The 22,531-nt window shown below is 73.3% G+C and carries 19 protein-coding genes; 6 read left to right on the top strand and 13 right to left on the bottom strand.

The window, feature by feature from the left end:
- The first annotated feature begins 160 nt into the window (after nucleotides 1–160).
- Nucleotides 161–1,408, top strand: a complete 1,248-nt coding sequence (locus ABUL08_RS28025; RefSeq protein ID WP_350933025.1) for a phosphatidylserine decarboxylase — start codon at nucleotides 161–163, stop codon at nucleotides 1,406–1,408.
- Between the two features lie 65 nt (nucleotides 1,409–1,473).
- Here ABUL08_RS28025 and ABUL08_RS28020 read toward each other — a convergent pair whose 3' ends face one another.
- The 3 genes from ABUL08_RS28020 to ABUL08_RS28010 all read right to left on the bottom strand — a co-directional run bounded on the left by ABUL08_RS28020 (nucleotide 1,474) and on the right by ABUL08_RS28010 (nucleotide 4,707).
- Nucleotides 1,474–2,394: a CDP-alcohol phosphatidyltransferase family protein gene (locus tag ABUL08_RS28020; protein ID WP_350938880.1), complete on the bottom strand. Its 921-nt coding sequence runs from the start codon at nucleotides 2,392–2,394 to the stop codon at nucleotides 1,474–1,476.
- Between the two features lie 344 nt (nucleotides 2,395–2,738).
- Complete coding sequence (locus tag ABUL08_RS28015; protein ID WP_350938879.1) at nucleotides 2,739–3,638, bottom strand: NUDIX hydrolase; 900 nt, start codon at nucleotides 3,636–3,638, stop codon at nucleotides 2,739–2,741.
- Between the two features lie 121 nt (nucleotides 3,639–3,759).
- Nucleotides 3,760–4,707 (bottom strand): NUDIX hydrolase, encoded by a 948-nt coding sequence (locus ABUL08_RS28010; protein ID WP_350933024.1) that lies wholly within the window; start codon nucleotides 4,705–4,707, stop codon nucleotides 3,760–3,762.
- Nucleotides 4,708–4,851: 144 nt separating this feature from the next.
- Between ABUL08_RS28010 and ABUL08_RS28005 the strand changes: the two genes are divergently transcribed.
- Entirely contained in the window at nucleotides 4,852–5,214 is a 363-nt protein-coding gene (locus ABUL08_RS28005; RefSeq protein ID WP_350933023.1) for a PspC domain-containing protein, read from the top strand.
- Nucleotides 5,215–5,221: 7 nt separating this feature from the next.
- Here ABUL08_RS28005 and guaA read toward each other — a convergent pair whose 3' ends face one another.
- Together guaA and ABUL08_RS27995 are read right to left on the bottom strand one after the other, a co-directional pair.
- Nucleotides 5,222–6,778, bottom strand: a complete 1,557-nt coding sequence (guaA, locus tag ABUL08_RS28000; protein WP_350933022.1) for a glutamine-hydrolyzing GMP synthase — start codon at nucleotides 6,776–6,778, stop codon at nucleotides 5,222–5,224.
- An 86-nt stretch (nucleotides 6,779–6,864) separates the two neighbouring features.
- A complete protein-coding gene (locus ABUL08_RS27995) occupies nucleotides 6,865–8,562 on the bottom strand; it encodes a GMC family oxidoreductase (RefSeq protein ID WP_350933020.1) in 1,698 nt (565 codons plus the stop codon).
- A 130-nt stretch (nucleotides 8,563–8,692) separates the two neighbouring features.
- On the opposite strand from ABUL08_RS27995, the gene ABUL08_RS27990 reads away from it, so the two are divergent.
- Nucleotides 8,693–9,811, top strand: a complete 1,119-nt coding sequence (locus ABUL08_RS27990; RefSeq protein ID WP_350933019.1) for an LCP family protein — start codon at nucleotides 8,693–8,695, stop codon at nucleotides 9,809–9,811.
- Nucleotides 9,812–9,815: 4 nt separating this feature from the next.
- Here ABUL08_RS27990 and ABUL08_RS27985 read toward each other — a convergent pair whose 3' ends face one another.
- From ABUL08_RS27985 to guaB, 4 genes are all read right to left on the bottom strand, one after another.
- Entirely contained in the window at nucleotides 9,816–11,282 is a 1,467-nt protein-coding gene (locus tag ABUL08_RS27985) for a M1 family metallopeptidase (protein ID WP_350933018.1), read from the bottom strand.
- An 83-nt stretch (nucleotides 11,283–11,365) separates the two neighbouring features.
- Entirely contained in the window at nucleotides 11,366–12,757 is a 1,392-nt protein-coding gene (locus ABUL08_RS27980; RefSeq protein ID WP_350933017.1) for a M1 family metallopeptidase, read from the bottom strand.
- A gap of 66 nt (nucleotides 12,758–12,823) precedes the next feature.
- On the bottom strand, nucleotides 12,824–13,942 hold the full coding sequence (locus ABUL08_RS27975; protein WP_350933016.1) for a GuaB3 family IMP dehydrogenase-related protein: 1,119 nt from the start codon (nucleotides 13,940–13,942) through the stop codon (nucleotides 12,824–12,826).
- Nucleotides 13,943–13,972: 30 nt separating this feature from the next.
- Nucleotides 13,973–15,526, bottom strand: a complete 1,554-nt coding sequence (gene guaB, locus ABUL08_RS27970; protein WP_350933014.1) for an IMP dehydrogenase — start codon at nucleotides 15,524–15,526, stop codon at nucleotides 13,973–13,975.
- A 197-nt stretch (nucleotides 15,527–15,723) separates the two neighbouring features.
- On the opposite strand from guaB, the gene ABUL08_RS27965 reads away from it, so the two are divergent.
- Nucleotides 15,724–16,134, top strand: coding sequence for a DUF5319 domain-containing protein (locus ABUL08_RS27965; RefSeq protein WP_350933013.1), 411 nt, complete (start codon nucleotides 15,724–15,726; stop codon nucleotides 16,132–16,134).
- A gap of 21 nt (nucleotides 16,135–16,155) precedes the next feature.
- Here ABUL08_RS27965 and ABUL08_RS27960 read toward each other — a convergent pair whose 3' ends face one another.
- Entirely contained in the window at nucleotides 16,156–16,965 is an 810-nt protein-coding gene (locus ABUL08_RS27960; RefSeq protein WP_350933012.1) for a response regulator transcription factor, read from the bottom strand.
- A gap of 253 nt (nucleotides 16,966–17,218) precedes the next feature.
- On the opposite strand from ABUL08_RS27960, the gene ABUL08_RS27955 reads away from it, so the two are divergent.
- Together ABUL08_RS27955 and ABUL08_RS27950 are read left to right on the top strand one after the other, a co-directional pair.
- Entirely contained in the window at nucleotides 17,219–17,602 is a 384-nt protein-coding gene (locus ABUL08_RS27955) for a WhiB family transcriptional regulator (protein ID WP_350933011.1), read from the top strand.
- Between the two features lie 133 nt (nucleotides 17,603–17,735).
- On the top strand, nucleotides 17,736–18,473 hold the full coding sequence (locus ABUL08_RS27950; protein ID WP_350933009.1) for a hypothetical protein: 738 nt from the start codon (nucleotides 17,736–17,738) through the stop codon (nucleotides 18,471–18,473).
- A 176-nt stretch (nucleotides 18,474–18,649) separates the two neighbouring features.
- On the opposite strand, the gene ABUL08_RS27945 is transcribed toward ABUL08_RS27950, so the two are convergent.
- The 3 genes from ABUL08_RS27945 to groES all read right to left on the bottom strand — a co-directional run bounded on the left by ABUL08_RS27945 (nucleotide 18,650) and on the right by groES (nucleotide 22,471).
- On the bottom strand, nucleotides 18,650–20,323 hold the full coding sequence (locus ABUL08_RS27945) for a molybdopterin-dependent oxidoreductase (protein WP_350933008.1): 1,674 nt from the start codon (nucleotides 20,321–20,323) through the stop codon (nucleotides 18,650–18,652).
- Nucleotides 20,324–20,445: 122 nt separating this feature from the next.
- Nucleotides 20,446–22,086, bottom strand: a complete 1,641-nt coding sequence (gene groL, locus ABUL08_RS27940; protein WP_350933007.1) for a chaperonin GroEL — start codon at nucleotides 22,084–22,086, stop codon at nucleotides 20,446–20,448.
- Between the two features lie 70 nt (nucleotides 22,087–22,156).
- On the bottom strand, nucleotides 22,157–22,471 hold the full coding sequence (gene groES / locus ABUL08_RS27935) for a co-chaperone GroES (RefSeq protein ID WP_018222648.1): 315 nt from the start codon (nucleotides 22,469–22,471) through the stop codon (nucleotides 22,157–22,159).
- Nucleotides 22,472–22,531: the final 60 nt, after the last annotated feature.

Below are 22,531 nucleotides of genomic sequence, written 5' to 3'. Positions count from 1 at the left end.
CACGCCGTGTGGCCCGGCCGCGGCCGGGGCGCCAGGTCGCCGGGGCACGCCCGTTCCCGGCCGGCCCGTCCGCCGAGCCTCGACCGCGGCCACGCCGAGCAGTTCGCCGTGGCGGTCCCGCCGCAGTGCCCGTCTCTACCCCGTCAGGAGCCCGCCCGACATGACCCAGTCCCCCGCCGTGCGCACCACCGGCCCGTCCGGTCCGGTCCGCCTCGGCGAGCGCGCCGCCCGTACCCTCGTCACCGAGCTCGCCCGGCGTAACGACCCCAAGGCCGCCCTGCTGGTCGGCGCGACCCCGGAGTCCGCGGTCCTGGCCGCGGCGGTCGAGGCACTGCTGCCCGGCGACCGGCTCACCGTGGTCCCGGCGGAGGGCTCCTCCGCCGCCGGCCTGCGCGAGCACGTGTCGGCCCAGGGCCGGTGGGTCGCCGACCGGGTACGCGTGGTCGACACCCTCGCCGAGGCGGACGCCGCCGAGGTGGTCATCGCCGCCGAGCCGCAGACCGGGACCGCCGACGAGGCCCGGGTGGCCGTCGACGGCCTGTCGAAGTACCTCAGCGACGGCGCCGTGCTGAGCGTGGCCGCGCCGATCTTCCGCACCGAGGGCGCCGCCGCCGAGCTGGACCGGCAGTCGGTGCTGCACGGTGTCCGCACCGACCTGGTGCTGCGCAACACGCCGCCGGTACGGGTGCACCACCTGCGCTTCACCCCGACCAGCGCGGCCGTCGCGGCCCGGCTGTCGCCGGCGTACCGGCCGTCGAGCGTGCCGCTGACCCGGGGCATGCACATCGACTCCAACGGCGTCGCCGCCGCCGGCATCACCCTCGGCCTGGCCGCGCTGGCGAAGGTCACCCGACCGAAGTCGAAGCTCTGGCTGCTGCCGGCGCTGGCCGCCGCGCCGGTGGCCGCCTTCTTCCGGGACCCGGAGCGGGACGTCCCGGAGGACCCGTCGGCCGTGGTCGCCGCCGCCGACGGGCAGGTCCTCTCCGTCCAGCGGCTGCACGACGAGCGCTTCGGCGAGGGCGAGTGGCTGCGGGTCGCGGTCTTCCTGTCGGTGCTCGACGTGCACGTCAACCGCTCGCCGGTGGCCGGCAAGGTAGTCGACTACTTCGTCGCGGACGGTGGCTTCGTCAACGCGATGAAGCCGGACGCCGAGCACAACGTGGCCGCCTACACGGTGCTGGACACCGAGCACGGCACGGTGGTGGTGGCCCAGCGCACCGGCCTGATCGCCCGGCGGATCGTGCAGCGGGCGCCGATCGGCGCGCTGCTGGCCCGGGGTGAGCGCTTCGGGCTGATCCGGTTCGGCTCGCGGACCGACGTCTACCTGCCGGTCGACAAGGCGGAGCCGCTGGTCGGGCCCGGCGACAAGGTGGTCGGCGGGTCGACGGTCATCGCCCGCTGGGTCTGACCCTGGAGATGGCAGCAGGGGCGCCGCGAGTGCGGCGCCCCTGCTGCGTTGCTGAGTGGTGCGGGTCAGGCGGTGCGGCGCTGGTGCAGCCAGAGCAGCGGGCCGCTGACCAGGTAGCCCACCACCACGAGGGCGAAGGTGAGCCGGATGTCGACCAGCGCGCCGACCACCGGGACCAGCCAGAGCCACGGCGGCATCTTGACCAGCCGGGCGAGCTTGGCGTACGGGAAGCTGGAGACCATCGCGAAGGCCAGCAGGGCGACCCCGCCGACCAGCACGAGGCCGGGGACCGGCAGCCCGATCGCCACGGTGAGGGCCAGCACGGCCGCCGCCATGGTGGTCGGTACGCCGCAGAAGAACCGGCCGTCCTTGGGCGACACGTTGAACCGGGCGAGCCGGATCGCGGCGCAGGACGCCACCAGGGCGCAGGCCACCGCGGCGGCGGCCGGCGGAACCGACCCGGCCAGCGAGGCGTAGACCACCACCGGGGCGGCGAGGCCGAACGAGCACATGTCGGCCAGGGAGTCCATCTGGGCGCCGAACGGGCTGGCCACGCCGAGCTTGCGGGCGAGCGCGCCGTCGAGGCCGTCGAACGCGACGCAGGCGATCAGGCAGAGCGCGGCGATGCGGGTCTCGCCCTGCATGGCCAGGAAGATGGCCAGCATGCCGAGCATCAGGCTGCTCAGCGTGCAGGCGTTGACCAGCGCGAACTTCATCCGGCGGGCGGCGGTGCGCTCGCCGGGGAGCAGCGGGATGGACATCGCCGGCGAGTCGTCGACCGGCGCGGCGGGGGCCAGGGCCGGGCTGACCGGCATGACGGCCTCGACCTCGGCGCGGTCGAACCGGTTGCGGCCGTAGCGACGGCGCTGCCGGTCGGCGTAGCGGTGGTCCGGAACGACCAGGCCGGTGCCGGGCAGTGTGTCGCCGTCACGGCGACCCACCCGGACCAGAAGCACCTGGCGGGCGAGGGTGCTGCTGCGGCGCAGTGGGCCCGCCCAGCGACGCCCTGCGGGGCGCGGACTGTCAGTCGTACGACGCCGGCGCCATGGGGCTCTCGGCACGTTTCCTCCATCACCGGATCGGCTGACCGCCCTGCGGGGCGGGTGTCCGGCTGTCTCGTGCCGGACCTTTCGTGGCCCGGCAGCCGTTAGCGGAGTACACCATTGCACAAGGGAATGGGGCTTGGCGATAGCTGCCGGCGGTACTTATAACTCCCGTAACCGCACGAACCGCTTCTTTATTCCCGTCTCGGGCTTCATCGCCCGTTATCTCACCAACCCCGGCTTCTGACTCTACCGGAGGTGGGCCACGTCGGCTCGGCGAGCGGCCGCTAGCTGCCCCGCCGTCCGGTTGCCAGCAGCGCCACGTCGGTCAGCCGCAGCCCGGCCACCTGCTCCGGGGTGAACCAGGCGGCGCGGGAGGTGGACCCACCGGCCAGCTCGGTCACCCGCGCCTCGGTCGGCGCGTCCACCAGGACCCGGTAGATCACCCGGATCCCGTGCCAGTCCAGCGGGCGTCCCTCCGGGCCGAGCGCGCCCGGGTTGTGCAGGTTGTCCACCGCGATCAGGTCGACCACCCGGCCGAGCTGGCCGGCCTCCTCGACCAGTTCACGCAGCAGGCCGGCGGCGGGCTGCTCGCCGTGGTCGGTGCCCCCGCCGGGCAGGTGCCACTTCCCCGCGCCCGGGTACCCCTCGGCGATCATGGTAAGCAGGATCCGCCCGGCCGGGTCGCTGACCAGGCCGTACGCGGCGAAGCGCTGGCGGCGGTCGGTGGGTGGCGGCCCGAACGGCTCCCGGCCGGCGCGCGCCGGCAGCGGGACGACCGGCAGGCCCAGCAGCTCGGCGGTGAACGGCAGCAACGACACCTCGGCCGCCTCCGCCGGGGTGAACCAGCGCACCAGGTCGGTGGTGTCGTCCGCCTCGTCCCGCAACGTCCCGGAACGGGGTGTGACGTCGTAGATGACCCGGTCGGTGTGCAGCGCCACCCCGAGGTCCGGATAGCGGGTGACGTCCGCCACCACCCCGCGCAGCCCCGTCGCCTCGACGGTCAGCCCGGTCTCCTCGGCGAACTCCCGCACCACGGCGACCTCCGGGTGCTCGGCGTGCTCCACCCCGCCGCCCGGCAACTGCCACGCCCCCGGGAAGTCCGAGATCGCCGACCCCCGCGCGAGCAGCACCCGCTCCCCGTCCCGGCACACCCCGTACGCCCCGACCCGCCGCCGCTCCTCCACGCTTCCCCCGCCCCACTCGCCCGCGATCACTCTCGTCGATCATGAGGTTAGCGGCACCGGAACAGCCGTCCCGTGCCGTCAACCTCATGATCGCCGGAGAAGGTGTGTGGAGGGCGAGGGGTCAGAGGAGGCGGGCGGCCTGGACCGCTTCGGCGGTGACCTCGGTGAGGCGGTCGGTGGGCAGGGCGCCGAGTTCCTCGCGGCGGAACCAGCGGGCCTCGCAGGTGGAGCCGCCGACGTCGGTGACCCGGGGCGGGGCGGGCTGGTCGACGACCACCCGGTAGAAGGCGCGGACGCCGTGCCAGTCGATCGGGTAGCCCTCCGGGCCGAGCGAGGCGGCGTCCCGGTGGCTGGCCACGCCGAGCAACTCGACCAGGCGGCCGGTCTGCCCGGTCTCCTCCACCAGTTCGCGGATCAGCGCCGCGCCCGGCTGCTCGCCGTAGTCGGTGCCGCCGCCGGGCAGGTGCCAGCAGCCGGCGCCCGGGTAGCCGTCCGACACCCGGGTCAGCAGCACCCGCTCCTCCGGGTCGGTGACCACGGCGTACGCGGCGAAGCGCTGCGCGCGGTGCAGCCCGTCCGGGTTGGGCACGGCGTAGAAGGAGGGGAACTCGGGGACCTCCTCGGGCGGCACGTCGGCCGAGGAGGCGGGGAGCCCGAGGGCACGCGCCGTGAACGACCGCAGCGGCAGCGCCCGGGCCTCGTCCAGGGTGAACCAGCGGGCCAGGTCGGTCGGCCGGTCCACCCGCTCGGTCAGCGTCCCGCCCCGTACCGAGACCGTGTAGAGCAGGCGGTCGGTGTGGATGGTGATGCCCCGCTCGGGCAGGGCCCGCATGTCGGCGAGCACGTCCGCCAGCCCGGAGACGGCGACCGAGAGGCCGGTCTCCGTCGCGGTCTCGCGGACGACGGTGTGCTTCGGGTCCTCGCCGTGGTCGACCGCCCCGCCGGGCAGCGACCAGATGCCGGGGGTGCCGGAGCGCTCCGATGCGCGGACCAGCAACACTCGGCCGTCTTGATCTGCACAAACTGCGTATGCCGCGATCCTGCGGAGCGGCTCCAGCAAGGTGGTCACGGGAGGAAATTCTCCCCTCGTGGGGTTACCTCCATCGAAGAGTGTCAGATTCCTGACTCTTTGCTGGTGCCTCAGGGATCGATCAGGGTATGAGTCCGGGCCTTCACCGAGGTCGCCCGCCCCACCGCGAGCAACCGTGGGGACATGACCTCCACGAGCACCCCTCAGGCCCCGTACAAGCAGCTCCGGCGACCGACCACCGACCGTATGGTGGCCGGGGTCGCCAGCGGCCTCGGCCGCTACTTCGCCGTCGACCCGAACCTGGTCCGGGTGATCTTCGCGGTCGGCACCCTGCTCACCGGCGGTGTCGCCGCGCTGGCGTACCCGATCATGTGGTTCCTGATGCCCGAGGAGCCGACCGGCGCACCCGCCTGGCCGCACCCGGCGGGCGCCGCGCCGCAGGGCCCGCCGACCGTGCCGCCGGCGTGGCCGGCCCCGCAGCCCGGGACCGGACCCACGCCCGGACCCACGCCGCGGCCGGAGCCTCAGCCGCCGGCCGCCGCGTGATCCGGCGTCACTCCCACTCGATGGTGCCCGGCGGCTTGCTGGTCACGTCCAGCACCACCCGGTTCACCTCGGCCACCTCGTTGGTGATCCGGGTGGAGATCCGGGCCACCACGTCGTAGGGCAGCCGGGACCAGTCGGCGGTCATCGCGTCCTCGCTGGAGACCGGGCGCAGCACCACGGGATGCCCGTAGCTGCGCCCGTCGCCCTGCACGCCGACGCTGCGCACGTCGGCCAGGAGCACCACCGGGAACTGCCAGACGCCCCGGTCCAGACCGGCCGCGGTCAGCTCCTCCCGGGCGATCAGGTCGGCCTGGCGCAGCAGGTCGAGCCGCTCCCGGTCGACCGCGCCGATGATCCGGATGGCCAGCCCGGGACCCGGGAACGGGTGCCGCCAGACCATCGCCTCGGGCAGCCCCAGCTCCAGACCGAGCGCCCGGACCTCGTCCTTGAAGAGCGTGCGCAGCGGCTCGACCAGGGCGAACTTCAGGTCCTCCGGCAGGCCGCCGACGTTGTGGTGACTCTTGATGTTGGCGGTGCCGGTGCCGCCACCGGACTCCACCACGTCGGGATAGAGGGTGCCCTGCACCAGGAACTCGACGTCGCCGTGCGAGGCGATCTCCCGGGCGGCGGCCTCGAAGACCCGGATGAACTCCCGGCCGATGATCTTCCGCTTCTGCTCGGGGTCGGTCACCCCGGCCAGCGCGCCGAGGAACCGCTCCTGGGCGTCGACCACCTTCAGCTTGATGCCGGTGGCCGCGACGTAGTCCTTCTCCACCTGCTCGGCCTCGCCCGCCCGCAGCAGACCGTGGTCGACGAAGACGCAGGTGAGCTGGTCACCGACCGCCTTGTGGACCAGCGCGGCGGCGACCGCCGAGTCCACCCCGCCGCTCAGGCCGCAGATGACCTCCTTGTCGCCCACCTGCTCACGGATCCGGGCCACCTGCTCGTCGATGATGTTCGACGCGGTCCAGGTCGGCTCGATGCCGGCGATCTCGTAGAGGAAGCGCTTGAGCATCTCCTGGCCCTGCGCGGTGTGCCCCACCTCCGGGTGGAACTGCACCCCGGCGCGGCGACCGGCCAGGTCCTCGAAGGCGGCGACCGGCGCGCCCGCCGACTCGGCGGTCACCGTGAAGCCCGCCGGGGCCTCGGTCACCGCGTCGCCGTGGCTCATCCAGACCGGCAGGTCGGCGGGGAGGTCGCGGAGCAGCACGCCCGGCTCGGTGAGCCGGGGCCGCAGCGGGGTGCCGCCGTACTCGCGGTTGCCGGTCCGCGCGACCGTGCCACCGAGCGCCTGGGCCATCGCCTGGAAGCCGTAGCAGATGCCGAAGACCGGCACGTCCGCGTCGAACATGCCGGCGTCGATCTGCGGGGCGTCCGGAGCGTAGACGCTGGACGGGCCGCCGGAGAGGATGATCGCGGCCGGGTTCTTCGCCAGCATCTCGGCGACCGGCATGGAGTGCGGGACGATCTCCGAGTAGACCCGCGCCTCACGCACCCGGCGCGCGATGAGCTGGGCGTACTGGGCTCCGAAGTCCACCACGAGGACGGGGCGAGGCGTGCTCATGTGCAGAAAGCCTACCGACCGGCACCGCCGGGCCGGGCGCGGGCCGGGCGTTCCGCGTGGCGGATCGCCCGGCGGTGTCGCGCCGGTCAGCCGCGCAGCGCCCCCGGGGCGTGCGCCGGCACCGCCGGCCGGTGCGGGGCGACCGGCTCCACCCGGCGGTACGCCTCACCCAGCGGCGGACGCGGATCCGCCTCCCCCTTGTTGGGCCAGAGGGACATCGCCCGTTCCGCCTGGGCGGTGATGGTCAGCGACGGGTTCACCCCCAGGTTCGCCGAGACCGCCGCGCCGTCCACCACGTGCAGCCCCGGATGCCCGTGCACCCGGTGGTACGGGTCGATCACCCCGTCGGCCGGGGAGGCGCCGATCACCGCCCCGCCGAGGATGTGCGCCGTCATCGGGATGTTGAACGGCTCGGTGACCGCCCCGCCGGGCGTACCGTCGATCTCCTCGGCGAGCAGCCGGACGGCGTCGTTGCCGGCCGGGATCCAGGTCGGGTTCGGCGCGCCGTGACCGGGGCCGGAGACCAGCCGGCGACCGAACAGCCCGCGCCGCCACCGGGTGGTGAGCGAGTTGTCCGCCGACTGCATCACCAGGGCGATCACGGTCCGCTCCGACCAGCCCCGCACCGACAGCATGCGGGCGGCCAGGCCGGGATGCCGGGCGATGTCACCCAGCCAGCGCCGCACCCGGCGCGGCCCGCCGTCGACCAGCAGCGACTGGAGCAGCCCCATCGCGTTGGAGCCCTTGCCGTAGCGGACCGGCTCGATGTGGGTCTGCGGGTCCGGGTGGAACGAACTGGTGATCGCCACCCCCTCGGTGAAGTCCAGACCCCGCCGCCGGGCCCGCTGCCGGGGCACCGACGCGCCCAGGATGGCCTCCGAGTTCGTCCGGGTCAGCTCGCCGAGGCGGGCGGAGAGGTGTGGCAGCGCGCCGGTCGACCTCATCTCGTGCAGCAGCCGCTGGGTGCCCAGCGCGCCGGCCGCGAAGACCACCTGGTCGGCGTGGAACACCTCGCGCCGCTTGCGCAGCCAGGCGCCGGTGCGCTCGGTGTGCACCGCGTAGCCGCCGCCGTCGGCCGGGCGGACGGCGGTGACCGTGGTCAGCGGGTGGACCCGGGCACCCAGCCGCTCGGCCAGCCAGAGGTAGTTCTTGACGAGGGTGTTCTTCGCGCCGTGCCGGCAGCCCGTCATGCAGGAGCCGCAGTGCGTGCAGCCGGTCCGCTCCGGCCCGGCCCCACCGAAGTACGGGTCGGGCACCCGCTCGCCGGGCCGGCCGATGTGCACCCCCACCGGGGTGGCGTGGAAGGTGTCGGCCACCCCCATCCGCTCGGCCACCGTGCGCATCGCCCGGTCCGCGCCGGTGACGATCGGGTACGTGGTGACCCCGAGCATCCGCTTCGCCTGGTCGTAGTGGCGGGCCAGCTCGTCGCGCCAGTCGGTGATGTCCCGCCACTGCGGGTCGGCGTAGAAGGCGTCCAGCGGCTCGTAGAGGGTGTTCGCATAGACCAGGGAGCCGCCGCCCACCCCGGCACCGGAGAGCACCATCACTCCCCCGCCGGAGCGCCGGTCCGCCGAGCGGAGCAGGGTGATCCGCTGGAGGCCGTAGCAGCCCAGCTTCGGCGCCCAGAGGAAGCGCCGGGCCCGCCAGGAGGTCTGCGGGAACTCGTCGTCGGCGAAGCGCCGCCCGGCCTCCAGCACCCCGACCGCGTAGCCCTTCTCGGCGAGCCGGAGCGCGGTGACGCTGCCGCCGAAGCCGGAACCGATGACGAGCACGTCGTACCGCATGGACGCATCATTACCGACGGGTAGCCATCGCGCCAGCACGAGATTTTCGGGATCATGCAGAACGCTCGACCGCCCCGGGAACCTCTCGACCGGTCCAGCGCGTCCAATCCACGGGGGAAGAGGTCGGTCGATGACGCAGGGCACGGCGCAGCCACGACGGCGTTGGTTGCTGGGGCTGGCCGCCCTGGTGGCCGTACTCCTGGTCGCCGCCGGTGCGGTCGTGGCCACCCGGCTGGCCGGGCGGCACACCCCCGCGCCGGTCGCCGGCCCGGCCGCCCCCACGCCGTCACCGACCACCGTGCCACTGACCGTCAGCCCCACCCCGCCGCCGGGGGCCGACCTGACCGGGCCGCTGAACCTCCTGCTCGTCGGGGTCGACACCCGGATCAGCGTGCCCGGCTGGGAGCCGCACGCCGACTCGGTGCTGGTCCTGCACGTGACCAAGGGGCTGGACCGGGCGTACCTCTTCTCCCTCCCGCGCGACCTGGTGGTGGACATCCCGGCCTACCCGAAGGCCGGCTACCCCGGCGGCCGGACCAAGCTCACCCACGCGATGAGCTACGGCAGCCGGGTGCCGGGCGACAAGGCCCACCCCAGCACCGCCCAGGGGTACGAGCTGCTGCGCACCACGGTCACCAGGTACACCGGGCTGCGCATCGACGCCGGCGCGGTGATCACCTTTGGTGGCTTCGACAAGCTGGTGGACACCCTCGGCGGGGTGGACCTGCGTATCGACCAGCGGGTCGCCTCGATCCACCGCAAGCCGGACGGGACCTACCGGGACAAGGGTCCGGGCGGGTACGTCGGTCCGCAGATGGTCTATCTGCCGGGTGACATGCACCTGACCGGCTGGCAGGCGCTGGACTACGCCCGGCAGCGCTACACCGCCGGCGGCGACTACACCCGGCAGCGCCACCAGCAGCAACTGCTCCGCGCCCTGGCCCGGAAGATCCTCGACCAGGGGCTGGCCCGGGACCCGGCCCGGGTCGAGCAGGTGGTCGGCGCCCTCGGCGAGACGCTCGTCTACGCCGGCGGCGGGCGGGCCCTGGTCGACTTCGCGTACGCCCTCGGCGGGCTGCCCGCCGACGCCCTGACCCTGGTCGCCCTCCCCGGCGACGCGGTCGGCAAGGGCGCCGCCTACCGGGGCGAGCAGCTCCTCCCGGTGGGCCGCCAGTTCCTCACCGAACTCGCCGCCGAACGGACCGAGCCGTTCCTCGACACCCACCCGACGCTGCGGGTCCGCAGCTGAGCGCTCACAGGGGTTTCGGGGTGGCGGGGCGCTCGGTGCCGTAGAGCCAGGCGTCGAAGAGCTTCCCCAGCTTCTTCCCCGACACCCGCTCCGCACACGCCACGAAATCCGCGGTCGTGCCGTTCGCGTCCTTCTTCTCGGCCGCCCAGGTGCGCAGGATGCGGAAGAAGGCGTCATCCCCGACGGCCACCCGCAGCGCGTGCAGCGCCATCCCGCCGCGCTGGTAGACGGACTCGCCGAAGAGGTTCTCCACCCCCGGCTTCCCCGGCGGGGTACGCCACACCCGGCTCGGCGACGACGCGTACCGCTGGTCGAAGGCGCGCTGCACGGTGGACTCGCCGGTGTGCTCCGCCCAGAGCCACTCCGCGTACGTGGCCAGGCCCTCGTTCAGCCAGATGTCCTGCCACTTCGCCAGCGACACGCTGTCGCCGAACCACTGGTGGGCCAGCTCGTGCGCGACCACCCCGGCGTTGTCGCCGCGCCGGAAGAAGCTCGCCGCATAGACCGGCCGGCTCTGCGTCTCCAACGCGTACCGGATCCGGGCGTCGGCGACCACCACCCCGCCGTACGCGTCGAACGGGTAGGGCCCGAAGACGCTCTCCAGATAGTCGGCCACCTCCACGGTCCGGGCCACCGAGCGGTCCGGGGCGCCCTCGGCCAGTCCGGTGGTGACCGCGCTGAACACCGGCCGTCCCTTGTGCTCGGCGGTGGTGACCCGGAACCGGCCGATCACCACCATGCTCAGGTAACTGGCCATCGGCGAGCCCTCCGACCACTTCCAGGTGGTCCAGCCCTTCTGCGGCCGGGTCTTCCCCTTCGGCACGCCGTTGCTGACCGCGGTGAGCCCGTCCGGCACGGTGATCTCGAAGTCGTAGGTGGCCTTGTCCGACGGGTGGTCGTTGACCGGGAACCAGGTGCTCGCCGACTCGGGCTGGCCGAGCGCGATCGCGCCGTCCGAGGTGTGCAGCCAGCCGCCCTCGCCGAGCACCTCGTTGCGCAGGGCGGCCGGCACACCGTCGTACCGGATCTCGGCGACGAAGCCGTTGCCGGAGGTCAGGCCGGTGGCCGGGGTGACCACCAGCTCGTCGGACTCCCGCTTGTGGCGGGCCTTCACCCCGTCCACCGTCACCGAGCGCACGGTCAGCCCGGCCAGGTCCAGGTGGAACGCGGAGAGGTCGGTCGTCGCCGTGGCCTGCACGGTGGTGGTGCCGGTGAGCTTGTCGGAGTCCGGGTCGTAACGGACCTTCACCGTGTAGCGGGCGACGTCGTAGCCGCCGTTGCCGTACGTCGGGAAGTAGGGGTCGCCGACGCCGGCCGCGCCCGGGGCGAAGCTCCGGGGGGTCACCGGCACGGACCGTCCCGGCGTCGGGGCGACCTGCCCGGCGTCGGACGACTGGCAGCCGGCCAGCACCGACGCCGCCGCGAGCAGCAGCCCCACGCTCCCTCGACCACTCCGTCGCGCCCGCGTCATCGCCTCGACCCCTCCCCGGAACGGAGGGCCGACGCCGGCCGCTCCGACCGCGGCAGCCTACGCCAGCGGCCGTCGCCGCCGTCTCACGGCAGGGCGGGCGCGGTCCGCCCGGTCAGCCAGGCGTCGAGCAGCGGACGCAGCGGCCGGCCGGCGGCCCGCTCGGCGTACGCGACGAAGTCGGCGGTGGTCGCGTTCCCGCCCCGGCGTTCGGCGGCCCAGCCGCTCAGGATGCGGAAGAAGGTCGCGTCGCCGACGGCCCGGCGCAACGCGTGCACCGCCAGCGCGGCGCGCTGGTAGACGGCGGGACCGAACAGCCCGGCCCGGCCGGGGTCCACCGAGGGGCGCGTCCAGTCGGTGGCGGCGTACTCGGTGGCCACGGCCTGCGCCACGCTCCGGCCGCCGTCGTGCTCGTCCCAGAGCCATTCGGCGTACGTGGCGAAGCCCTCGTTCAGCCAGATGTCGCTCCACCGGGCCACCGAGACGCTGTCACCGAACCACTGGTGCGCCAGCTCGTGCGCGACCACCTCGGTGTTCGGCCGGCCGGAGCGGAAGAAACCGGGCCCGTAGACCGGCCGGGACTGGCTCTCCAGCGCGTACCCGATGCTCTCCTCGGCCACCGCGATCCCGCCGTACGCGTCGAACGGGTAGGGGCCGAACCGGGCGGCCAGGAAGTCGGCGACCTCGCCGGTGCGGGCGATCGAGGCGGCGGCCGGCCCGTTCGCCGGCAGCGCGGCGGAGACCGCGGTGACCAACGGTTTCCCGGCGTGCGTGCCGGTCGACACCCGGTAGTCCCCGATCACCAGGGTGGCCAGGTAACTCGCCATCGGCGCGCGCTCCGACCAGCGCCAGGTGGTCCAGCCGTCCCGGGTCGCCGTCCCGCCCGGCACCCCGTTGCTCAGCGCCGCCAGTCCGGCCGGGACGGTCACCGCGATGTCGTAGGTGGCCTTGTCGCGGGGGTGGTCGTCGACCGGGAACCAGGTGCTCGCCGACTCGGGCTGGCCGAGCGCGATCGCGCCGTCCGGGGTGGCCCGGAAGCCGCCGACGCCCAGCTCCCCGCTGGGCAGCGCCTTGGGCACCCCGCCGTACGTCACCTCGGTGGTGAACGTCCTCCCGGCCGGCAGCCCGCGCGCGGGGGTGACGACGAGTTCGTTGCCCTCGTGCCGGTAGCTCGCCTCGGCACCGTCCACCCGGACCCGCTCGACGGTGAGGCCGGCGAGGTCGAGGGAGAACCGGGACAGCCCGGTCGTCGCCGTGGCGGTGATCCCGGCCTCGCCGCTGAGCCGGTCGTCGGCCGGGTCGTACCGCACCGCGAGCCGGTAGTGGCCCACGTCGTACCCGCCGTTGCCGGCCCCCGGCACGTACGGGTCACCGGCGTCGGTCGCGCCGGGTCGGAACCGCCCGTCGTCGGCGTGCGTGCAGCCGCCGAGCAGCAGGGCCACGGCCAGCGCCGCCGCGTACCACCGCCCCCGGCTCATCCGCCGAGCGTAGCTGCGCGACGGCGCGGGCCGGACCGGAATCCGTACCCGCGCCGTCGGCGTCGGTCAGCGGTCGAGGACCAGGCCGACCTTCTGGAACTCCTTGAGGTCGCGGTAGCCGCACTTGGCCATCGCGCGGCGCAGGCCACCGAAGAGGTTGAGCTGGCCGTCGGGCTCGTCGGCGGGGCCGAAGAGGAGCTGCTCCATCGAGCCGAGCGGCTCGCCGGCGACCTCGAACGCGCCACGCGGCAGGGACGGGTGGCTGGCGGCGGAGTGCCACCAGGCCCCGCCGGCCGGGGCCTCCGCGCAGAGCGAGAGCGCCTCGCCGAGCATCACCGCGTCGGCGCCGCAGCCGAGCGCCTTGGCGATGTCGCCGGAGGTCTGGATGTCGCCGTCGGCGATCAGGTGGACGTACCGGCCGCCGGTCTCGTCGAGGTAGTCCCGGCGGGCCGCGGCGGCGTCGGCGATCGCGGTGGCCATCGGCACCCGGATGCCGAGCACCGACTCGGTGGTCGACCAGTCGTCGCCGCCGATGCCCACGATCACGCCGGCCGCGCCGGTCCGCATCAGGTGCAGCGCCGTCTTGTAGTCGGTGCAGCCGCCGACGATGACCGGCAGGTCGAGGTCGGCGATGAACTCCTTGAGGTTCAGCGGCTCGTCGGTGGTGGAGACGTGCTCGGCGGAGACGATGGTGCCCTGGATGACCAGGATGTCCACGCCCGCGTCGAGGATCACCGGGGCGAGCGCCAGGGTGTGCTGCGGCGAGACCCGGACGGCCACCGTGCCGCCACCGGCGCGCAGCTCACGGACCCGTTCGGCGATCAGGTCCGGGCGGATCGGCTCGGCGTACACCTCCTGGAGCCGCTTGGTGGCGCGGGCGTCCTCGTCGAGGGCGGCCAGCTCCTCCAGCACCTTGGTCGGGTTCTCGTAGCGGGTCCAGAGGCCCTCGACGTTGAGCACGCCGAGGCCGCCGAGCTGGCCGAGCTGGACCGCCGACGCCGGGCTCATCGTGGCGTCCGACGGGTGCCCGACGCAGGGGATGCCGAACGGGTACGCGTCGAGCTGCCACGCCGTAGAGACGTCGTCGACGTCCCGGGTGCGGCGGCTCGGCACGATGGCGATGTCGTCCAGGTGGTAGCCGCGCTGCGCGGTCTTGCCCAGCCCGATCTCGACCACGTCACGCATGGGGGACTCCAGGAGGTTGGGGGTGATGGGTCAGCGGGAGTGGTAGTTCGGCGCCTCGACGGTCATCTGGATGTCGTGCGGGTGGCTCTCCTTGAGCCCCGCCGCGGTGATCCGGATGAGCTGGCCACGCCGGTGCAGCTCGGGGATGCTCTCCGCGCCGACGTACCCCATCGCGGCGCGCAGCCCGCCGATGAGCTGGTGGGCGACCGCGGAGAGCGGGCCCCGGTAGGGCACCTGGCCCTCGACGCCCTCGGGGACGAGCTTGTCCTCGGCGAGCACGTCCTGCTGGAAGTAGCGGTCCTTGGAGTAGGACTTGGCCTGGCCGCGGGACTGCATCGCGCCGAGCGAGCCCATCCCCCGGTAGGCCTTGTACTGCTTGCCGTTGATGAAGATCAGCTCGCCGGGGCTCTCCTCGCAGCCGGCCAGCAGGCTGCCGAGCATCACCGTGTCGGCACCGGCCACCAGGGCCTTGGCGATGTCGCCGGAATACTGGATGCCGCCGTCGCCGATCACCGGGACGCCGGCCGGCCGGGCCGCCCGGGCTGCCTCCATGATCGCGGTGATCTGCGGTACGCCCACCCCGGCGACGATCCGGGTGGTGCAGATGGCACCCGGGCCGACGCCCACCTTGACGCCGTCCGCGCCGGCGTCGACCAGCGCCTTCGCCCCCGCGTACGTGGCCACGTTGCCGCCGACGATGTCGATGGCGACGTCCTTCTTGAGCTGACGGACCATGTCCAGCACCGCCCGCTGGTGACCGTGCGCGGTGTCCACGATGATCACGTCCACCCCGGCGTCGACCAGGGTGCGGGCCCGCTTGTAGGAGTCCTCGCCCACGCCGACCGCGGCGGCGACCCGGAGCCGACCGGCGTCGTCCTTGGTGGCGTTCGGGTACTGCTCGCTCTTGGTGAAGTCCTTGACGGTGATCAGCCCGCGCAGCCGGCCGGTCTCGTCGACGATCGGCAGCTTCTCCACCTTGTGCCGGCGCAGCAGGTCGAGGGCGTCGTCCTTGCTCACCCCGACCTGGGCGGTGACCAGCGGGGTCCGGGTCATGATCGAGTGGACCGGGGTGGCCGGGTCCGAGACGAACCGCATGTCGCGGTTGGTCACGATGCCGACGAGCTGGCCGTCGCCGTCCACCACCGGTACGCCGGAGATGCGGTAGCGCCCGCAGAGCTCGTCGACCTCGCGGAGGGTGTCGTCCGGCCGGGCCGTCACCGGGTTGGTGATCATGCCGGACTCGGAGCGCTTGACCAGGTCGACCTGGAGCGCCTGGTCCTCCACGGAGAGGTTGCGGTGCAGCACGCCGATGCCGCCCTGGCGGGCCATGGCGATCGCCATCCGCGCCTCGGTGACGGTGTCCATCGCGCTGGAGAGCAGCGGGACGGTCAGCTCGACGTTGCGGGTGAGCCGGGTCCGGGTGTTGACCCGGCTGGGTACGACGTCCGACTCACCGGGCTGCAGGAGCACGTCGTCGAAGGTGAGGCCGAGCGGCACCACCCGGGCGGAGCCAGCCGGCAGCTCCGGCAGGTGGCCACCCGGTTCGGCGCCTGCCTGAAGGTCGGTGCTGGGCGAATTCTCCACAGTTGCTCCCCTGAGCTGCTCGGACGGGCTTCAGCGAGGTGGCGCGGGCGGGCACCGGCGCACGCCGGGTGAACGGCGCGTCGCTTCATCGTACCCATTGAGCTGGGCGGGCCCCGGCAGTGGCAGCCCGGGTCGGCGGGGGGAGCGGGACCGGCCGGGGGCAGGCCGGAACGGGCGACGGGGACTACGGTGAGGGGGTGCACGACGAGCCCATCGACCCGTTCAACGGCGACCCGGCCGATCCGGCTGCCGGCCTGCACGATCCACGGGAGGAGGATCCGCTCGACCCGTTGACCGACGTGGAACGGCAGGACGTCCTCGAGGATCTGGCCGACCTGGAGATCTACCAGGCCCTGCTCGCCCCGATCGGGGTGCGCGGGCTGGTCATCGAGTGCGAGGACTGCCGTGAGCCGCACTACTTCGACTGGGACCTGCTTCGGGGCAACCTGCGCCACCTGCTGAGCTCCGGCCGACCCCGGGTGCACGAGCCGGCCTACGACCCGGACCCGGACCACTACGTCACCTGGGACTACGCGCGCGGCTACGCCGACGGGGTGCACGACACGCTGACCGAGGGCACCGAGGACGACTCCCCCGCCGACGACTGAGCCGGGGTGACGCCGCCGGGCTCAGGCGACGAGGCCGGCCCGGAAACCGGCCGCCACGGCGTGCGCCCGGTCCCGGGCACCGAGCTTGCGGAACAGCCGCCGGGCGTGGGTCTTGACGGTGTCCTCCGAGACGAACAGCTCCCGGCCGATCTCCGCGTTGCTCTTGCCCTCGGCCATGCCGAGCAGCACCTGGAGTTCGCGCTCGGTCAGCCCGACCGAGGAGCGTCCGGCCCGCGGGGTGGTCGCCCCGCGCTGGCCGGTCGGCAGCGCCGGCTCCGGTTGGTCGCCGGTCGCCTCGGCCTCGTCGTCGCCGCGCTGCACCGGCACCATCGCCGGCGAGCCCCCGCCGGCCTCCGCCGGCCACGTCGCGCCACCCGGCGTACGCCCCGGCGGGGTGGACCGGGCAGCACCGGCGACGGCCGCGTCCCGCGCCGGGTCGGTCACCCGGTTGCGGGCGGTCCGACCGGGCGCCGAGAGCAGCAGCAATGCCTTGGCGACCGCGCTGGTCAGGTCGTGGTCGACGTTCTGGATGAGGCCGCGGGCTCCGGCACTGATGGTGGCGGCGGCCGCTTCCGACTCCTCGGTGCCGAGCAGCACCACGGCGGCCTGCGGCGCGCGGGCGAGCACCCGGCGCACGAAGCCGGCGCTGTCCGGCCGGGTGAGGGCGGTGTCCGCGAGGATGACGTCGGCCGGCCGCTCGGCGAGCCGGAGCATCACCTCGGGATCGGAGACGGCCGTCCGGACGACTCCGGACAGCCCGAGTCGTGCTGCCGCGGAACTCAGATGCTGAGCCGCGAGCGGTGTCCGAACGCACACGAGAACGCTACGCACTGTGGTCTCCTCTCCGACTCAGAGCAGACCACGACCGGGTCGGCCGCCGAGGAGGTTCCGGGTAATCATCTGAACTTTTCCGACATCTGGGTCATATGCCGCTAGTTGTCCGAGGTTTTCGATCACAGATGTGTGAGGGCGGGAAAGCCCGGGTACCGAGACGCCAGGCCGGAAACGGGTGTCCCGCGCGGACCACCGACCCGGTAGGTGGCCACGAAGGATTCCGCGGTGCCGCGCGGGAGGAGGGGTGCTGATGTCGAACGTACGTAGACTGCCCGGACCCATCGTCGATCTCTGGGACTGGCAGCGGCTCGGTGCCTGCCGGGGCCGGGACAGCGCACAGTTCTTCCACCCGGACGGCGAGCGCGGCTCCTCGCGCCTGCGCCGTGAGTCCGGCGCCAAGGCCGTCTGCGGCGCCTGCCCGGTGCGGGCGGAGTGCGCCGCGCACGCCCTCGCCGTCCGCGAGCCGTACGGCGTCTGGGGCGGCTTCAGCGAGTCCGAGCGGCTGCGGCTGCTCGCCGTCGGCTGGGAGGACTGCGCCGACCGCCGGCAGGCCCGGGTCGACGTGGCCCGGCTGGAGGCCCGGCTGGGTCGCCCGCACAAGTCCGCCGTGCCGGACCAGCGCAAGATCGCCTGAACGACCTGATCTCACCGACGCCGCGTCCCGGGTTCCGGGGCGCGGCGTCGGCGCGTGCGTATCGCCCTTTCGTCGATGGACGGCGGGATTCCCACTCACTAGCTTCAGCGATATGTGGAAACCTTTCGATGGATTGGGGAGACGCCGAGCCGGTGCGCTCGCCGTCACCACCGCACTCGTCACCGGTCTGGTCGGCGCCGTACCCGGCGTCGCCCAGGCGTACGCCAGCTCCGCCACCGGCACCATCAACACCTCCGGCGCCGACCTCAACGTCCGCTCCGGCCCGTCCAGCGGCTACGACTCCTGGCGTACGGTCGCCGACGGGGCCAGCGTCACGCTGCTCTGCCAGACCACCGGCCAGTCCGTGACCGGCACCTACGGCACCACGACCATGTGGGACTTCCTCTCCAACGGCGGCATGGTCTCCGACGCCTACGTCTACACCGGCTCGGACGGGCAGATCGTCAACAGCTGCGTCTACGTCGGCGCCGAGCCCTCCTCGAAGACCAACCCGCGCTCCCCCAACGGCGCCATCGACTGGGCGTTCCAGAACTACCGCTCCACGGCGTACGAGAACCTCTGCCTCAAGTTCACCGCCCTGGCGTACGGCTGGGGCGGCTCGGGTTGGAGCACCGCCGAGATCGGCGGCGACTGGGAGAGCAGCCACGGCTACCTGAACACCTCCGGCATCCCGCCGCGCGGTGCGTTGGTCTGGTACCACAACTCGGCCGACACCGGGCACGTCGCGATCAGCCTGGGCGAGGGCAAGGTCATCGGCACCTCGGTGGGCGGCGCGGTCGGCGTGGCCGGCTACCTCGACCACGGCTCCTATCGCGGCTGGTCGGTGGCGTACTACCCGAACGCCTACTGATTCCGGCGGGACACCGCGACGTCCCGCGTACGGCGTTCCCCGACGCCGGTGACGGCTCCCTGCCGGACCGGGGCGGCGGCACGGCCGCCCCACGACCCCACCCTCCCGCCGGCCGAAACGCTACGCGGACCCGACGACCGAGCGACGCACGTGCTGGTCGGCCAGGGCGACCCCGGTCAGCCGACGGTGACCTTGACGGTGTGCCAGCCGGTGGCGCCGTCCGGTGCGACCGGACGCCGCTGCTCGGGCTGGGTGACGCCCTCGGCATCCGTGGCCCGGACCTGGAGGGTGTGCTCACCCGGGGTGGCGTCCCACCGCCAGGACCACTGCACCCAGGTGTCCACCGAGACCGCCGGGGCGAGCGTCGCCTCCCGCCAGGGACCGCCGTCGACGCGTACCTCGACCGTGCGGACGCCCCGGTGCTGGGCCCAGGCCACCCCGGCGACCGTCACCGGGCCGGCGCTGAGTCGGCCGCGGGGGCGGGGGGTGTCGATCCGGGACTGCGTCTTGATCGGCCCCTGCGCGGACCACCCGCGCGGCACCCAGTACGCGTCGAAGTCGGCGAAGCTGGTCAGCTCCAGCTCGGTCACCCACTTGCAGGCCGAGACGTACCCGTAGAGACCGGGCACCACCATCCGGACCGGGAAGCCGTGCTCGACCGGCAGCGGCTCGCCGTTCATGCCGACCGCGAGCAACGCGTCCCGCCCGTCCCGCAGCGCCGCCGTCGGGGTGCCGCAGGTCCAGCCGTCGGCCGAGCGGCCCACCACCTGGTCGGCCCCCTCCTCCGGCTCCGCCTCGTCCAGCAGCTCCTTGATCGGCACACCCAGCCAACGCGCGTTGCCGATCAGGTCATCGCCCACCTCGTTGGAGACGCAGGCGAGTGTCACGTACCGCTCCACCATCGGCCGGGCGAGCAGGTCGGCGAAGCTCAGCTCGATCGGCTTGCGGACCCGCCCGTGGATCCGCAGCCGCCAGGTCGCCGGATCCACCTGCGGCACCACCAGCGCGGTGTCGATCCGGTAGAAGTCCGCGTTCGGCGTCACGTAGGGAGCCAGCCGGGCGAGCCCGAGGTCCGCACCGGCCGGGACCGCGGGAGCCGGTGCGGACGGGGTGGGCAGGACGACCGCCTGCCGGGCGCTGGAGACACCCCGCCGACCGGCCAGCCAGTGTCCGCCGAGCCCGGCCACCGCCGCCGCGCCCAGCAGTGCGCCCGCCCCGGTCAGGAACCGTCGCCGTCCCTCCGGGTCCGACTCCTCACCGTGGGCCGCCACGGGGCGTACCACCGGCGGGACCGGCGCCGACGGCGGCTGCGGGCCGGCGGGCGCCGCGCCCTCGGCGGCGCGTTCCGGGCCGGCGGTGGGCGGCTCGGGGTGGGGCGGGGTGCTCGGTGTGGGAGGCGTCCAGGCCCAGATGTGGGGTTGGAGGGGGCCGGCCAGGAGCAGCCAGAGGGTCAGCCCGCCCAGCGCCCCACCGACCAGCGACGGCAGCGCGTCGAAGACGTTCGCGCCGGTCCGGGTGAGGGCGGCGGCCGACCCGAGGACGGCGAACGCGGCGATGCCCGCGAGACCGACCCGGAGCCGGCGGGCCGCCAGCACCCCGAGCAGCGCGGCGACCGCCGCCAGCAGCACCGCCGTCCCGATCAGCAGGGCGATCTTGTCGTACGTGCCGAAGACCGCGATGGCGAACTGCTTGACCGGCTCGGGAACGAGGTCGACGACCACGCCACCCACCGCGATCAGCGGTGCCGAGCGGGCACCGGTGAGGACCGCCACCGGTTCGGCGGCACCGATGGCCACGGCGGCGGCGGTGATCCCGGCCAGCGCGGCATGACCGCGGGAGATGCTGCTCACCGGACCAGTCTTGTCGATCACCGGGGCCGACGGCCACCGACGTCAGCGTTCCGTAATCAGATACGGATCAGGGCACACCGCCGAGGTGGCGGTGTGCCCTGATGATGCCGTCCGGCGTCGGGTCAGAAGCCCGGGCCGTGCTGGTGGCCGTGACCGTGGCCGTGGCCACCGGCGGCGGCCGGCTCGGCCTTCTCCGGCTTGTCCACCACGAGGCTCTCGGTGGTGAGCAGCAGGCCGGCGATCGAGGCGGCGTTGGTTACCGCGTTGCGGGTCACCTTCACCGGGTCGATGATGCCGGACTTCACCAGGTCGACGTACTCGCCCTTGGCGGCGTCGAGGCCGGTGCCCCACTCCTTGCCGGCGACCTTCTGCACCACGACGTAGCCGTCGTGACCGGCGTTCTGGGCGATCCACCGCAGCGGCTCGACCAGCGCCTTGCGTACGACCGAGACACCGGTCTTCTCGTCACCGGTGAAGCCCAGGTCGTCGTCGAGCACCGACAGGATCTGGACCAGCGCGGCACCGCCGCCGGGGACCGTACCCTCCTCGACCGCGGCCTTGGTCGCGGCGATGGCGTCCTCGATGCGGTGCTTGCGCTCCTTCATCTCGACCTCGGTCGCCGCGCCCACCTTGATGACCGCGATGCCGCCGGAGAGCTTCGCCAGCCGCTCGGCCAGCTTCTCCCGGTCCCAGTCGGAATCCGAGGCCTCGATCTCCTTGCGGATCTGCGCGACCCGGTCGGTGACCTCGGCGGCCTGGCCGCCACCGTCGACGATGGTCGTGTTCTCCTTGTCGACCACGACGCGACGGGCGGTGCCCAGCACCTCCAGGCCGACCTGGTCGAGCTTGTAGCCCAGCTCGGGAGCGACCAGCTCGGCGCCGGTCAGGATCGCCATGTCCTGGAGCATCGCCTTGCGGCGGTCGCCGAAGCCGGGGGCCTTGACCGCGCAGACCTTGAGGGTCTTACGGATCGAGTTGACCACCAGGGTCGACAGCGCCTGGCCGTCGACGTCCTCGGCGACGATCAGCAGCGGCTTGCTGTTCTGGAGGACCTTCTCCAGCAGCGGCAGCAGCTCCTCGATCGCCGAGATCTTCTGCGTGGTGATGAGGATGTACGGGTCCTCGAGGACCGACTCCTGCGACTCCAGGTCGGTGACGAAGTTCGGGGAGATGAAGCCCTTGTCGAACTGCATCCCCTCGGTCACGTCGAGCTCCGTGGTGAGCGCGGAGCCCTCCTCGACGGTGATGACACCGTCCCGGCCGACCTTCTCCATCGCCTCGGCGATCAGCTCGCCGATGGTGGCGTCCTGCGCGGAGATCGTCGCGACGTGCGCGATCGACTCCTTGTCGGCGACCTCGACGGCCCGGCCGAGCAGCGCCTCGGAGACCTTGGCGGCCGCCGCGTCGATGCCGCGCTTGAGGCCGGACGGGCTGGCGCCCGCGGTCACGTTGCGCAGGCCCTCGCGGACCATCGCCTGGGCCAGCACGGTCGCGGTGGTGGTCCCGTCGCCGGCGACGTCGTTGGTCTTCGTCGCCACCTCCTTGACCAGCTGCGCGCCGAGGTTCTCGTACGGGTTGGTGAGCTCGATCTCCTTGGCGATGGTCACACCATCGTTGGTGATCGTCGGCGCACCGAATTTCTTGTCCAGGACGACGTTGCGCCCGCGCGGGCCGAGGGTGACCTTGACCGTGTCCGCGAGGGCGTTGACACCGTGCTCGAGCAGGTGTCGGGCGTCGTCCGAGAAGCTCAGGATCTTCGCCATGAATGTCCCTTCGAAGCGACGCTGCCCCGGCCCGGCGAGCCGGACCGGGGCAACGACACTGATCGGTTGCTTACTTCTCGATGACCGCGAGGACGTCGCGGGCGGAGAGCACCAGGTACTCCTCGCCGGCGTACTTGACCTCGGTGCCGCCGTACTTCGAGTAGAGGACGGTGTCGCCGACCTTGACGTCGATCGGCACGCGGTTGCCCTTGTCGTCGATCCGGCCCGGGCCGACAGCGAGGACGGTGCCCTCCTGCGGCTTCTCCTTGGCGGTGTCGGGGATCACGATGCCCGACGCCGTGGTGGTCTCAGCCTCGTTCGCCTGGACCACGATGCGGTCCTCGAGCGGCTTGATCGCAACCTTGGTCGCGGTAGTCACGGGCATACCCTCCTGGGGTACTTGGTTTCGTTGCCGAACGGCGAGCCGAACGGCGTCAATCTGCCA

The sequence above is a fragment of the Micromonospora sp. CCTCC AA 2012012 genome (genome assembly GCF_040499845.1).
Taxonomy (GTDB): domain Bacteria; phylum Actinomycetota; class Actinomycetes; order Mycobacteriales; family Micromonosporaceae; genus Micromonospora; species Micromonospora mangrovi.
The sequence above is the reverse complement of the archived record's forward strand: the minus strand, read 5'-3'. Positions and strand labels throughout refer to the sequence as shown.

Bases quoted from the DNA above. Each gene is read 5' to 3' on its own strand.
- ABUL08_RS28025 (WP_350933025.1), top strand. From the start codon at position 161: ATGACCCAGTCCCCCGCCGTGCGCACCACCGGCCCGTCCGGTCCGGTC.
- ABUL08_RS28005 (WP_350933023.1), top strand. From the start codon at position 4,852: ATGACCTCCACGAGCACCCCTCAGGCCCCGTACAAGCAGCTCCGGCGA.
- guaA (WP_350933022.1), bottom strand. From the start codon at position 6,778: ATGAGCACGCCTCGCCCCGTCCTCGTGGTGGACTTCGGAGCCCAGTAC.
- ABUL08_RS27995 (WP_350933020.1), bottom strand. From the start codon at position 8,562: ATGCGGTACGACGTGCTCGTCATCGGTTCCGGCTTCGGCGGCAGCGTC.
- ABUL08_RS27990 (WP_350933019.1), top strand. From the start codon at position 8,693: ATGACGCAGGGCACGGCGCAGCCACGACGGCGTTGGTTGCTGGGGCTG.
- ABUL08_RS27985 (WP_350933018.1), bottom strand. From the start codon at position 11,282: ATGACGCGGGCGCGACGGAGTGGTCGAGGGAGCGTGGGGCTGCTGCTC.
- ABUL08_RS27980 (WP_350933017.1), bottom strand. From the start codon at position 12,757: ATGAGCCGGGGGCGGTGGTACGCGGCGGCGCTGGCCGTGGCCCTGCTG.
- ABUL08_RS27975 (WP_350933016.1), bottom strand. From the start codon at position 13,942: ATGCGTGACGTGGTCGAGATCGGGCTGGGCAAGACCGCGCAGCGCGGC.
- ABUL08_RS27955 (WP_350933011.1), top strand. From the start codon at position 17,219: ATGTCGAACGTACGTAGACTGCCCGGACCCATCGTCGATCTCTGGGAC.
- groL (WP_350933007.1), bottom strand. From the start codon at position 22,086: ATGGCGAAGATCCTGAGCTTCTCGGACGACGCCCGACACCTGCTCGAG.
- groES (WP_018222648.1), bottom strand. From the start codon at position 22,471: ATGCCCGTGACTACCGCGACCAAGGTTGCGATCAAGCCGCTCGAGGAC.